This window comes from Streptomyces sp. NPDC052301 (assembly GCF_044593395.1).
Lineage (GTDB): Bacteria > Actinomycetota > Actinomycetes > Streptomycetales > Streptomycetaceae > Streptomyces.
Map to the genome: position 1 here is coordinate 597,044 of NZ_JBIUBE010000002.1, position 13,098 is coordinate 610,141.

Below are 13,098 nucleotides of genomic sequence, written 5' to 3' on the forward strand. Positions count from 1 at the left end.
GAAACGGATACGCCTGTGAGCGAAAGGCAGCTCGAAGTCTGCGTCATCGGTGCCGGCCCCCGGGGCCTGTCGGTCCTGGAGCGACTGTGCGCCAACGCCCGCGAACGCGCCCTGGGCACGGAGGTCGTGGTCCACCTCGTCGACCCGTCCCGGCCCGGCGCCGGCCGGGTGTGGCGCACCGGCCAGTCGCACCATCTGCTGATGAACACCGTCGCCTCGCAGGTGACCCTGTTCACCGACCCGAGCGTGGAGATGCAGGGCACCCTCGCGGCAGGCCCGAGCCTGTACGAGTGGGCGCGCTGCATCGCGCTGGTGGGCGAGCCGGCCGCCGAAGGCGGCGCCCTTGGCGATCAGGTCCTGGCCGAGGCTCGTGACTTGACGCCCGATTCCTATCCGACGCGCGCCTTCTACGGCCACTACCTGCGGTGGGTGTTCGCACGGGTCGTGCGTACGGCACCGGAGCACGTCACCGTGATCGTCCATCCGCTGCGCGCGGTGCGGCTGCAGGACCGGCCCGACGGCCGCCAGTGCGTCACGCTGGCCAACGGCACCCGCATCGACGGTCTGGACGCAGTGGTGATGGCCCAGGGCCATCTGCCGGTGCGCCCGGACGACGCGGAGCGGCAGCTGGCGTCCTTCGCCCGACGGCACTCGCTGACCCATGTGCCGCCGGCCAACCCGGCCGACCTCGACCTGTCCGGCCTGGCACCGGGCGAGAAGGTCGCGCTGCGCGGCCTCGGGCTGACCTTCTTCGACCACATGGCCCTGCTCACCGTGGGCCGCGGCGGCACCTTCGAGCGCGGCGCCGACGGGCGGCTGGTCTACCGCCCCTCGGGTCGCGAGCCGGTCCTCCACGCGGGCTCGCGGCGTGGTGTGCCGTACCACTCGCGCGGTCGCAACCAGAAGGGCGCCCACGGCCGTCATGAGCCGTTCCTGCTCACGCCGCCGAAGGTCGCCGAGTTGCGCGAGCGCGCGGAGCGGGGCGGGCTGGACTTCGCACGGGACCTGTGGCCGCTGATCGCCAAGGAGGTCGAGACCGTCTACTACTCGGCCCTGCTGACCCGACGTCAGTGCGTGTGCTCCGCCCGGAGGTTCCGCGACGAGACCCTTGCGACCGGATGGCGGTCCGCCGAGGAGGCCGCGGTGTTGTCGGCGTACGGGATCGCTCCGGCCGCCCGCTGGGACTGGCGGCTCATCGCCCGGCCCTACGGTGAGCGGTCCTTCTCCGGTCCCGGGGAGTGGCGGTCGTGGCTGCTGGACACGCTGCGCCGGGACGTGGCCGAGTCGCAACTCGGCAATGTGGACGGCCCGTTGAAGTCCGCCCTCGACGTGCTGCGGGACCTGCGCAACGAGGTCCGGCTCGTCGTCGACCACGGCGGCCTGACCGGCAACTCGCACCATGAGCACCTGGACCGCTGGTACACACCGCTGAACGCGTTCCTGTCCATCGGGCCGCCGCCGAGCCGCATCGAGGAGATGACCGCGCTGATGGAGGCCGGCGTGCTGCACGTCCTCGGGCCCGGCATGCGGGTGAGCGCCGACGAGGAGGCGGGCGTGTTCGTCGTCGACTCGGCCGAGGTGCCCGGCTCCCGCGTCGAGGCGACGGCCCTGGTGGAGGCCCGGCTGCCCGAGCCGGATGTCAGACGCACCACCGACCCACTGCTGCGCCACCTGGCCGACACCGGCCAGTGCCGCCCCTTCACACTGCCCGACCCCGCGCACGGCCCCTACGAGACCGGCGGGCTGTCCGTCACGCCCCGCCCCTACCACCTGGTGGCGGCGGACGGCCGCCCGCATCCGCGCCGCTTCGCCTACGGCGTCCCGACGGAGTCGGTCCACTGGGTGACGGCCGCCGGAGTCCGGCCCGGGGTGAACTCGGTGACGCTCGGCGACTCCGACGCGATCGCGCTGGCGCTGCTGGCGCTGCCCGCGTCGGCGCCGGTGGCCCAGGCCGTCACCGGGCGCCCCGCGGTCGACGACCCGCTCCCCCGCCACCGGCCCGCCCGTACGGCCCTTCAGGAGACAGAGTGAGCATCAGCCGCCAGCCGCCGGCCCCGGCCGCGCGCCCCGTTCCGGCGACGGCCGACACCGGGCTGCTGTCCCCCGTCCGCGCCGGCTGTCCCGCCGAGGCCGCCACGAGCGACAGCGCCTGTCTGCAGGCCCTTCTCGACGCGGAGGCGGGCCTCGCCCGCGCGCAGGCCGGGCTCGGCACCGTGCCCGAGGCGGTCGCCCTGGTCATCACCTCCCTCGCGCGAGCGGAGCGGTTCGACGCGCGGTCCCTGGCGCTGGCCGCGCGGGCCGCCGCCAATCCCGTCGTCGCCCTGGTGCGGGCGCTCGCCGAGGCCGTGGCCGACAAGGATCCCGAGGCCGCGCACTTCGTGCATCAGGGCTCCACCAGCCAGGACGTCCTCGACACCGGTCTGATGCTGGTCGCGGCCCGGACCACGGATCTGATCCTCGCCGATCTGGACCGCACGGCCGACGCGCTGGCCGCGCTCGCGGAACGGCACCGCGACACGCCCATGGCCGCACGCACTCTCGGCCAACACGCCGTGCCCACCACGTTCGGGCTCAAGGCGGCCGGCTGGCTCCAGGGCGTCCTGGACGCCGCCGAGCGGCTGCGCCGGGTCCGCGCCGGCGGACTGCCCGTCCAACTCGGCGGCGCGGCGGGCACGATGGCCGGCTACCTGGAGTACGCGCGTGTCGTCGCCGACCTCGGCCCGGACGCCCTCGACCGGTACGCACGGCGGCTGCCCGCCGCCTACGCCGCCGAACTCGGTCTCGCCGAACCGGTGGTGCCCTGGCACACGGTACGCACCCCTCTGGCCGACCTGGCGTCCGCGCTCACCCTGACCGGCGCGGCCCTCGGCACCTTCGCCGCCGACGTGCAGTTGCTGGCGCGCACCGAGACCGCCGAGGTGTCCGAGCCGGGCGCCGAGGGCCGTGGAGCGTCCTCCGCGATGCCGCACAAGCGCAATCCCGCCCTGGCCGCCCTGATCCGGTCCGCCGCCTACCGGCTGCCCGGCCTGGCGGGCACGCTCGCCCATGCGGCGGTCACCGACGACGAGCGTCCCGCGGGCGCCTGGCACGCCGAGTGGGAGCCGTTGCGCAGCGCGCTCGCCCTGGCCGGCGGAGCCGCGCACACGGCGGCCGAGCTGGCCGAGGGCCTGACCGTGGACGCGGGCCGGATGTCCGCCAACCTCGGTCTCACCGGCGGGCTCGTGGTCTCCGAACGGCTCGCCGCCGTCCTCTCGCCCGGCCTCGGCAGGGCCGGTGCCAAGTCGGTCGTCTCCGCGGCCTGCGCACGGGCCGCGACCGAGGGCCGTCATCTGGCGGACGTCCTGGCCGAGGCCCCCGAACTGGCCGGCCGGCACGACGCGGACGCGCTGCACGCCCTGTGCGCGCCGGAGCACTACACCGGCGCCGCCGGCCTGTTCGTGGACCGCCTCCTCGCCCGCCACCGCAACGCCCGTCCCGGCGGCCGACGTTGACTCCCCTCCCCGCAGCACCTGTGGGCGCACCGACGCAGAAGGATCTCACGATGACGGCAACTACACACCGGTGGACGACCCCGATCGGTCTGGAGGTGACCCGCCGGACCGAGGCGCTGGACCCGGAGCGGGCCGAGGCCGAACTGACCCGTCTGGAGGGCGCCCTGGACACCCGGCGGGGACTGCTGCTGTCGGGGCGCTGCGACCAGCCCGGCCGCTACCGGCCGCACGACCTGGGCCATGTCGACCCGCCCGTGGAACTGGCCGCCGACCACGAGAGCGTACGGCTGCGCGCGCTGAACGAACGCGGCCGGGTGCTGCTGCCCGCGCTGGCCGCCGCCCTGGACTCGCACGGCGCGCAGTTCGACGAGGCCGCGGGCACGATCACCGCCCGCATCGGCGCGGCCGGTGCCGCCCAGCCCGTGGCCGAGGAGGAGCGCACCCGCCGCCCGTCCGCCTTCACCGCGCTGCGCGCCCTCGTCGCCGCGCTGTCCGGACCGGACGACGCACTGTGGGGCCTGTACGGGGCGTTCGGCTACGACCTCGTCCTCGGCTTCGATCCCGTACCGCTGCGCCAGGAGCGCGACCCGCACGACCGCACCCTGGTGCTGCACATACCCGATCGCATTCTGCGGATCGACCGCCGCAGCGGCACCGCCACCCTCGACTCCTACGAGTTCCGTTACGCCGGGCGCGCCACCGAAGGCCTCGACCGCGCCACCCCCGAGGCGCCCTGCGGACCGCCGGTCGAGCCGAGCGGCCACCGCGACCACGCGCCCGGGGACTACGCGGCGTTGGTCCGCGACGCCAAGGAACGGTTCCGGGCCGGTGACCTGTTCGAGGTCGTGCCCGGACAGAGCTTCCACCGCCGCGCCGACACCCCGCCGTCGCGGGTCTTCCGGCGGCTGCGCCGACGCAACCCGGCCCCCTACGGACTGCTGATGAACCTCGCCGACGGCGAGCACCTGGTCGGGGCGTCCCCGGAGATGTTCGTGCGGGTCGACGCGCAGGCCCGCACCGTCGAGTCCTGCCCGATCAGCGGCACCATCGCCCGTGGCCGGGACCCCCTGGAGGACGCCGAGCAGATCCGCACCCTGCTCGGCTCGGTCAAGGAGGAGTCGGAGCTGACGATGTGCACCGACGTGGACCGCAACGACAAGGCCCGCGTGTGTGTCCCCGGCAGCATCGAGGTGCTGGCCCGCCGGCAGATCGAGCAGTACTCCCGTCTGATCCACACCGTCGACCACGTCCGCGGCCGTCTGCGGCCCGACCGGGACGCCCTGGACGCGTTCCTGACGCACATGTGGGCGGTCACGGTCACCGGGGCGCCCAAGCGCGCCGCCATCGCCTTCGTCGAGGAGCACGAGCGCAGCCCGCGCCGCTGGTACGGCGGCGCTGTCGGGCGGATCGGCTTCGACGGCGGCCTGGAGACCGCGCTGACCCTGCGTACCATCCAGATTCGCAGCGGCGTCGCCACCGTACGGGCGGGCGCCACGCTGCTGTTCGACTCCGACCCGCAGGCGGAGGAGGACGAGACCGTGCTGAAGGCGTCCGCGCTGCTGGACGCGGTGGAGAACGCGGACGGTCCGGGGCGCGGGCGCGGTGTCCTCGACCGGTCGGGCGCGGCGGGCCCGTGGCCGGCCGCCTCGTATCCCGGCCGGAACCGGCGCGTCCTGATCGTCGACCACCAGGACTCCTTCGTCCACACGCTCGCCGACTACGTACGCCAGACCGGTGCGGAGGTCGTCACCTACCGCGCCGGCTTCCCGCCGGAGCTGTTGGACGACGTGGCACCGGACCTGGTGCTGCTGTCGCCCGGTCCCGGCCGCCCGGCCGACTTCGGGATGTCCACCGCGCTGGACGCGACGCTGCTGCGCGGGCTGCCGGTGTTCGGCGTGTGCCTCGGGCTGCAGGGCATCGTGGAGTACTTCGGCGGCACGCTCACCACGCTCCCGCGGCCGTGGCACGGCAAGGCGTCGCCCGTCGAGGTGGTCGGCGACGGCGGCACGGTCTTCCGCCACCTGCCCGCCCGCTTCCGGGCCGGCCGCTACCACTCCCTTTACGCCGACCCGCACACCCTGCCCGCGGACCTGCTGGTGACGGCCCGCACGGCCGACGGCACGGTGATGGGCGTCGAACACCGCACACTGCCGATCGCGGCCGTCCAGTTCCACCCCGAGTCGATCATGACCATGACCCAGCGGGCGGGTCACCGCCTGATCGCCAACGCCGTCTCGGAACTCGGCGCGACGTCACGGGCGACCGCCACGACCGCCGGGAGCCTGCGATGACGGAGGACGAGTACGGGGAAGAGTACCGGGACGAGGACGAGGCTCCGTTCTCCCTCGGCCCTCGCGACGGCACCGCGCGTGAGATTCCGCGCTCGCCCTGGGCCCGCAACGCCCGTCTCGCTTCCCTGCCGCTCGGCTTCGCCGGCCGCTCCGCGCTGCGGCTCGGGCGACGGCTGCTGGGCCAGCCCGTCGAACTGATCACCGTGGAACTGCAGCGCCGCACGAGCCTGCACCTGTTCCGGGTGCTCGGCGAACTCAAGGGCGGTGCCATGAAGTTCGGGCAGATGCTGTCCGTCTTCGAGGCGGCGCTGCCCCCGGAGGTCATCGGCCCCTACCGGGCCGCGCTCACCTTGCTGCAGGAGGCCGCGCCCGCCCTGCCCGCGGAGCAGGTCCACGCCGTACTGCGGGAGGAGCTGGGCCCCACGTGGCGAGCACATTTCCGGGAGTTCTCCGACACGCCCGCCGCGGCCGCCTCCATCGGCCAGGTGCACCGTGCCGTGTGGGAGGACGGCCGCCCGGTGGCCGTCAAGATCCAGTATCCGGGAGCCGGTGAGGCGCTGCTCGGTGACTACGCCCAACTCGGGCGGCTGATCAGGCTGTTCTCCGTGGTCACTCCGGGCCTGGACGTGGAGCCCATGCTGCGGGAGCTGAAGGAGCGGGTCGCCGACGAACTCGACTACCGGCTGGAGGCCGCAGCCCAGCAGGCGTTCGCCGACGCCTACCGGGGCGACAAGGAGATCCTCGTCCCGGACACCGTCACCTTCACACAGCGCGTGCTCGTCACGGAGTGGATGGACGGCACCCCGCTCGCCGTCGTCATCAGGGAGGGCACACAGGCGGAGCGCGACCACGCCGGGCTGCGCTACACCCGTTTCCTGTTCTCCGGTCCCGAGCGGGCGGGTCGGCTGCACGCCGACCCCCACCCGGGCAACTTCCGGCTGCTGGATGACGGTCGCCTCGGCGTCATCGACTTCGGCGCCGTCAAGCAGATGCCCGATGGCTTCCCGCCCGCCCTCGGCACGCTGCTGCGGCTGGCGCAGGACGGCGAGTGGACGGCAGCCGAGGATCTGCTGGTGCGGGAGGGCGTCATCACGCCCGGCGCGCACCTCGATCCGGCGGCCCTCGGCTCGTTCCTGCTGCCCCTGTCCACGCCGGCCGCCGAGGAGACGTACCGGTTCACCCGCGAATGGCTGCGCGAGGAGGTGGTGCAGGCCATCGATCTGCGGGAGAGCGGTCTGCTGCGCCGCTTCAACCTTCCGCCGTCCTACGTCCTCGTCAACCGCGTGGTCGGCGCGGCCACGGCGGTGCTGTGCCAGTTGGAGTGCGAAATCCCTTTCCGTACCGAAGTCACCCGCTGGCTCCGGGGGTTCACGGAGGACGTGGCGGCCACGGAAGCCGCCGCTCCCTGAGCCGTTTCGTGCGGATCGGTGGAGCGTCGGTCCTGGCGGGACAGCACTGGACTCGACCCGGGCACCACCCGGAAAGGGCAGCAGCAGGCAGTGATGTGACGCGCCGGCAGCAGGCATCGCCGCGATCCGATGAACGGCGGTCGCCGACCGTTCATCCCCCGGTCGTGCCATGTTCCTCCCGGGGCCCAAATGTGGCCGCTGTCAACGACCTTGTTCCCAGGAGGCCCGATGTCCCCGCATGCCGCCGGACGGCGCCGCGTCCACCGTCCCCTCGTCACGGGTCTGCCGCTGGCCCTGACCGTCGCCCTGGTGGCGGCGGCCACGGCCACGGCGGCGCCGTCCGAGGACGCCCGCGTCGTCCGCACCGCGACGCTCGGCGAGATCCCGCTCGGCGCGTTCAGCGACGCGCTCCTGCCCGGCAGCGTGGACGACGACCACGGCATCGAGCTCGGCGGCATCGGCAGCGACATGTACCCGGCGGGCCGCAAGGGCGAGTACTGGACGGTGACCGACCGCGGCCCCAACGGTCAGATCAACGTGGACGGCAAGAAGCGCCGCACCTTCCCGGTGCCGGGTTTCGACCCTGCGATCGTGAAGATCCGGGTCGTCGGGGACTCGGTACAGGTCGTCGACGCGATCCCGCTGACCACCTCCTCCGGCGAGGCCGTCACCGGGCTGCCCGACCAGCAGAGCCGCGACGAGGCGCCGTACACCTACGACGCGAGGACGCCGCTGTCGTACGACCCGGACGGTCTGGACACCGAAGGGATCGTGCGGGCCGGGGACGGGACGTTCTGGCTCGTGGACGAGTACGGCCCCTCGCTCGTCCACGTCTCCGCGCGCGGGAAGGTGCTCACCCGCTATGTGCCCCAGGGGCTCGGCCTGACCGGCGCGGACTACCCGGTGGTGGAAGCGCTGCCGTCGATCCTGTTGCACCGGAAGATCAACCGGGGCTTCGAGGGGCTCGCGCAGCTGCCCGACGGCGACCTGGTGATGGCCCTGCAGAGCCCGCTGTCGCTGCCGGACGCCGGCGCCGGGGACGCCTCGCGCACGACCCGACTGCTGCGGTTCTCACCGCGGAAGAAGGCCGTCACCGCCGAGTACGCCTACCGGTTCGACCCGGTGAACGAGGTCGACCCGAGCGAGGACGACACGTCCGAGCTGAAGATCTCCTCCGTGGTGGCCGTGGGCGGTGACCGGCTGCTCGTGGAGGAGCGCACGGACAGGGCGGCCCGGCTGCAGCTGGTCGAGCTGAGGCGCAGGTCGAGCATTCTCGGCGGCCCTTGGGACGACGACACGACGTCTCCGTCCCTGGAGCAGCTGGACGATCCGGCGGCCGCCGGTGTGCCGGTCCTGGCCAAGCGGCTCGTCGTCGACCTCGGGAAGGTGCATGGGGTGCAGCAGAAGATCGAGGGCATCGCGCGCGTGGACCGCGACACGCTCGCCCTCGTCAACGACAACGACTTCGGCATGACCGACGGCGCGGGCGCCTTCGACGCGCAGGGCCGGCTGGTCGACAGCGGCGTCAGGACGACCGTGACGTACCTCCGGCTGCCCAGGGGGCTGTGACCGGTTTCCCGCCCGGTCCGTCGCGAGGACTCGCTCGCTCGAGGCCGGGGGAACGGCTCTTGCTCGTGCCGTTCCCCGGCCTGTGTCATGCCCCGGTCGCCCGGCCTGCGTCACGCCCGGGCACCCCGGCCTGTGCCGGGCCCGGGTGTGGGCACGCGCGCGTGCTGCCGTTCAGCCCCGCGCCCCCAGCAGGTGGTCCATCGCCAGCTGGTCGAGATGTTCGAACGCCATCCCGCGCGCGGCGGCGGCCTCCACGTCGAATTCCTCGAAGGAGGCGCGGTCGGCGAGCAGTGCCTGCAGACCGTCGGCCGCGGTGGGCTGGGCCAGCTGGTCCAGGCGCGACGCGTGCAGCGCCTCCTGGACCTCCGGGTCCGCGCGGAAGGCGGCCGCACGCTCCTTGAGGATGAGGTAGTTGCGCATGCAGCCCGCCGCCGAGGCCCACACGCCGTCCAGGTCCTCGGTCCGCGGCGGCTTGAAGTCGAAGTGGCGCGGCCCCTCGTAGCCGGCGGTCTCCAGGAGGTCGACCAGCCAGAACGCCGCCCGCAGGTCGCCGGCGCCGAACCGCAGGTCCTGGTCGTACTTGATGCCGGACTGGCCGTTGAGGTCGATGTGGAAGAGCTTGCCCGCCCACAGCGCCTGCGCGATGCCGTGCGGGAAGTTCAGACCCGCCATCTGCTCGTGCCCGACCTCCGGGTTGACGCCGTACAGCTCCGGACGTTCCAGACGCTCGATGAAGGCCAGTGCGTGACCGACGGTGGGCAGCAGGATGTCGCCGCGCGGCTCGTTCGGCTTGGGCTCGAGGGCGAAGCGGAGGTCGTAGCCCTGGGCGGTGACGTACTCGCCGAGCAGGTCGAAGGCCTCCTTCATCCGGTCCAGGGCCGCACGCACGTCCTTGGCGGCGCCGGACTCCGCGCCCTCGCGTCCACCCCAGGCGACATACGTCCGCGCGCCCAGCTCGGCCGCCAGATCGATGTTGCGGATCGTCTTGCGCAGCGCGTAACGCCGCACGTCGCGGTCGTTGGCGGTGAACGCCCCGTCCTTGAAGACGGGGTGCGTGAACAGGTTCGTGGTGGCCATCGGGACGGTCATGCCGGTGGCGTCCAGGGCCTGCCGGAACCGCTTGACGTGGGATTCGCGCTCGGTGTCCGTGGACCCGAAGGGGATCAGGTCGTCGTCGTGGAACGTCACCCCGTGGGCGCCCAGCTCAGCCAGGCGCTGCACGGTCTCGACCGGGTCGAGGGCACGCCGCGTGGCGTCGCCGAACGGGTCCCTTCCCTGCCAGCCGACGGTCCACAGGCCGAACGTGAACCTGTCCTCGGGGGTGGGCTGGTAGCTCATGCCGCGACTCCTTGCTGCGTACGACTATTTCGTCATGGCCGTTTACAAATTAGTATGCGGGCGCACCTCTGGGAAGAGACAAGATGTCTTTGACCCGCAAGTCGCGGAGCATCACGCACGCGTCTCGGAACATCACGGACGTCGCGCAACGTCACGGAGTGTCGTGACCGTCACGGAACGTCGCGAAAAGGGAGAGCCCGATGTCAGCAGCCGAGGGTCCGCTCGTCGTCGGCGTGGACACGTCCACCCAGTCCACGAAGGCGCTGGTCGTCGACGCGTCGACCGGGCAGGTGGTGGCGAGCGGCCAGGCCGCGCACACCGTCTCCTCGGGTGCGGGCCGGGAGAGTGATCCGCGTCAGTGGTGGCAGGCCCTGTGCGAGGCGTTGCGCCAGTGCGGTGACGCGGCGCACGAGGCCGCGGCGGTGTCGATCGGCGGTCAGCAGCACGGTCTGGTGACCCTGGACGAGCACGGGGAGCCGGTGCGTCCGGCGCTGCTGTGGAACGACGTCCGCTCCGCGCCGCAGGCCCGCCGCCTGGTGGAGGAGCTGGGCGGCCCGAAGGCCTGGGCGGAGCGCACCGGCAGCGTGCCCGGGGCGTCCTTCACGGTCACGAAGTGGGCGTGGCTGGCCGAGCACGAGCCGGAGGCGGTGCGTGCGACCAGGGCGGTACGGCTCCCCCACGACTACCTCACCGAGCGCCTGACCGGGCAGGGTACGACCGACCGGGGCGACGCCTCCGGCACCGGCTGGTGGGCGTCCGGGACGGAGGCGTACGACGCGGAGACCCTCGCGCACATCGGTCTCGATCCGGCTCTGCTGCCCCGGGTGGTGCGGCCCGGCGAGGTGGCCGGCACCGTGCGCGACAGCCACGACCTGCCGTTCTCCAAGGGCACGTTGGTGGCGCCCGGCACAGGCGACAACGCGGCGGCGGCGCTGGGGCTCGGGCTGCGGCCGGGCGCCCCGGTGCTCAGCCTCGGTACGTCGGGCACGGTGTACGCCGTCTCCAAGCGCCGCCCGACCGATCCGACCGGCACGGTGGCGGGCTTCGCCGACGCGCACGGGGACTGGCTGCCGCTGGCCTGCACCCTGAACTGCACGCTCGCCGTCGACCACGTCGCGGCCCTGCTGAGCCGGGACCGGGAGGCGGTGGAGCCGGGCGGCTCCGTGACGCTGCTGCCGTACCTGGACGGCGAGCGCACCCCGAACCTGCCGACCGCCTCCGGTCTGCTGCACGGGCTGCGGCACGACACGACCGCGGGCCAGCTGCTGCAGGCGGCCTACGACGGCGCGGTGCACGCGCTGCTCGGCGCGCTCGACCTGGTCCTCGACGAGGACGCGGACCGCAGCACCCCGCTGCTGCTCATCGGTGGCGGGGCCCGCGGTGCGGCCTGGCAGCAGACCGTGCGCCGGCTGTCGGGACGGCCCGTACAGGTGCCGGAGGCCCGTGAGCTGGTCGCCCTGGGAGCGGCGGCGCAGGCGGCCGGGTTGCTGACCGGCGAGGATCCAGCAGCCGTGGCCCGCCGCTGGAACACGGCCGCGGGCCCGGTGCTGGAGCCCGTGGAGCGGGATCAGGAGACGCTGGACCGGATCACCGGGGTACTCTCCGACGCGGCCCCGCTGCTGGAGCGGGACGCACAGACCCCGCCACGCACACCGAGCTGAGCGGCAGATCAGAGGATCGACTTCAGGCATGACCGCACCGCTGCACGAGGGCCGCCCGCCCGGCACCGGCCGCGCTCTTCCGGACACCCAGCAGGGCATGCGCCGGCGCAATCTCGCCCGCGTGCTGCACGCCGTCAGCGACGAGGGTTCCCTGTCCCGGGCTGCCGTAGCCTCGCGCATCGGTCTGACCCGGGCGGCCGTGTCGACGCTGGTGGACGAGCTGATCCGGTGGGGACTGCTGGAGGAGCTGGGCCCGGAGCGGCCCGGCCGGGTGGGCCGGCCCGGCTCGGCACTCGCGGTCAGCGGCCGTGGTCCGGCCGGGATCGGGGCGGAGATCGGCGTCGACCATCTCGCGGTGTGCGCGGTGGACCTGCGCGGCGCGGTCCGCGCGCGTGCCGTGCGGCACGGCGCCAACCGGGGCCGGGACCCCGAGCCGGTGGTCGCGGAGCTGACCGCGCTGATCCACCGGGTCGTCGCGGAGGCCGAACGGGAGGAACTCTGGCCCGCCGGGCTCGCGGTCGCCGTGCCCGGACTGGTGGCCAGGGACGGACGGACGGTCGTACGCGCACCGAACCTCGACTGGCACGGCACGGATCTCGGCGCACTGCTGCCCGGCGGATGGCCGCTGACCGTGGACAACGAGGCCAACTTCGGCGCACTCGCCGAGCTGTGGCTCGGCGACGGCACGCCGGGCGACTTCCTGCATGTCTCGGCCGAGATCGGCATCGGTGCGGCCGTCGTCGTGGACGGCGGGCTGCTCCGCGGCACCCGGGGCTTCGCGGGCGAGCTGGGCCACGTCCCGGTACGGCCGGACGGGCCCCGCTGCCCGTGCGGGAGCCGCGGCTGTCTGGAGCAGTACGCGGGCGAGGAGGCAGTCCTGCGTGCGGCCGGTCTGGAGCCGCGCGAGGATCTGGTGGGTCTGCTCGCGGACCGCGCCGAGAAGGGTGACGCCCCCGTGCGAACGGCTCTGCGGGACGCCGGCACGGCGCTCGGCATCGCCCTGACCGGCGCGGTGAACCTCCTCGACCCGGAGACGGTGGTGCTGGGCGGGGCGCTGGCCGGCCTCTCCCCCTGGCTGCTGCCCTCCCTGGAAGCCGAACTGGCCGGCCGTACGGCGGGCTTGCCCTGCCCGGTGACGGTGTCCCGGCTGGGCCCACAGGGCCCGCTGCTGGGTGCGGCGCACTCGGTCGTACGTTCCGTGCTGGACGACCCGGCGGTGGTCACGGAACGGTCCTGACGGGGGCGCGACCAGTCTCCGAGGGACCGTACTGCCTGGAGGACGTGACGGACTGGGTGCCACGTGGGGAACGGACCAGGACGCAACCACAGGCGCTGCTCG

Annotated in this window: 8 protein-coding genes; 7 read left to right on the plus strand and 1 reads right to left on the minus strand. The window is 73.6% G+C overall.

Features of this window, described 5'->3' with window-relative positions; translation table 11 throughout:
- Positions 1-15 precede the first annotated feature (15 nt).
- The 5 genes from ACIHEJ_RS06380 to ACIHEJ_RS06400 all read left to right on the plus strand — a co-directional run bounded on the left by ACIHEJ_RS06380 (position 16) and on the right by ACIHEJ_RS06400 (position 8,760).
- Complete coding sequence (locus ACIHEJ_RS06380; protein ID WP_400132480.1) at positions 16-2,031, plus strand: FAD/NAD(P)-binding protein; 2,016 nt, start codon at positions 16-18, stop codon at positions 2,029-2,031.
- Positions 2,028-3,491, plus strand: a complete 1,464-nt coding sequence (gene pcaB / locus ACIHEJ_RS06385; protein ID WP_400132481.1) for a 3-carboxy-cis,cis-muconate cycloisomerase — start codon at positions 2,028-2,030, stop codon at positions 3,489-3,491. The genes ACIHEJ_RS06380 and pcaB overlap by 4 nt, the downstream gene beginning before the upstream one ends.
- 50 nt (positions 3,492-3,541) lie before the next feature.
- Positions 3,542-5,782 carry an anthranilate synthase component I gene (locus tag ACIHEJ_RS06390; RefSeq protein ID WP_400132482.1) on the plus strand — a complete coding sequence of 747 codons (2,241 nt, stop codon included), beginning with the start codon at positions 3,542-3,544 and terminating at the stop codon, positions 5,780-5,782.
- Entirely contained in the window at positions 5,779-7,191 is a 1,413-nt protein-coding gene (locus ACIHEJ_RS06395; protein ID WP_400132483.1) for an ABC1 kinase family protein, read from the plus strand. The genes ACIHEJ_RS06390 and ACIHEJ_RS06395 overlap by 4 nt, the downstream gene beginning before the upstream one ends.
- Before the next feature lie 228 nt (positions 7,192-7,419).
- Positions 7,420-8,760, plus strand: coding sequence for an esterase-like activity of phytase family protein (locus ACIHEJ_RS06400; RefSeq protein ID WP_400132484.1), 1,341 nt, complete (start codon positions 7,420-7,422; stop codon positions 8,758-8,760).
- A gap of 171 nt (positions 8,761-8,931) precedes the next feature.
- Here ACIHEJ_RS06400 and xylA read toward each other — a convergent pair whose 3' ends face one another.
- A complete protein-coding gene (xylA, locus tag ACIHEJ_RS06405; protein ID WP_400132485.1) occupies positions 8,932-10,098 on the minus strand; it encodes a xylose isomerase in 1,167 nt (388 codons plus the stop codon).
- A 200-nt stretch (positions 10,099-10,298) separates the two neighbouring features.
- Between xylA and xylB the strand changes: the two genes are divergently transcribed.
- Both xylB and ACIHEJ_RS06415 read left to right on the plus strand, forming a co-directional pair.
- A complete protein-coding gene (gene xylB / locus ACIHEJ_RS06410; RefSeq protein ID WP_400132486.1) occupies positions 10,299-11,759 on the plus strand; it encodes a xylulokinase in 1,461 nt (486 codons plus the stop codon).
- A gap of 28 nt (positions 11,760-11,787) precedes the next feature.
- Positions 11,788-12,996 (plus strand): ROK family protein, encoded by a 1,209-nt coding sequence (locus ACIHEJ_RS06415; RefSeq protein WP_400132487.1) that lies wholly within the window; start codon positions 11,788-11,790, stop codon positions 12,994-12,996.
- Positions 12,997-13,098: the final 102 nt, after the last annotated feature.

Bases quoted from the DNA above. Each gene is read 5' to 3' on its own strand.
- ACIHEJ_RS06395 (WP_400132483.1), top strand. From the start codon at position 5,779: ATGACGGAGGACGAGTACGGGGAAGAGTACCGGGACGAGGACGAGGCT.
- xylA (WP_400132485.1), bottom strand. From the start codon at position 10,098: ATGAGCTACCAGCCCACCCCCGAGGACAGGTTCACGTTCGGCCTGTGG.
- ACIHEJ_RS06390 (WP_400132482.1), top strand. From the start codon at position 3,542: ATGACGGCAACTACACACCGGTGGACGACCCCGATCGGTCTGGAGGTG.
- ACIHEJ_RS06415 (WP_400132487.1), top strand. From the start codon at position 11,788: ATGACCGCACCGCTGCACGAGGGCCGCCCGCCCGGCACCGGCCGCGCT.
- ACIHEJ_RS06400 (WP_400132484.1), top strand. From the start codon at position 7,420: ATGTCCCCGCATGCCGCCGGACGGCGCCGCGTCCACCGTCCCCTCGTC.
- xylB (WP_400132486.1), top strand. From the start codon at position 10,299: ATGTCAGCAGCCGAGGGTCCGCTCGTCGTCGGCGTGGACACGTCCACC.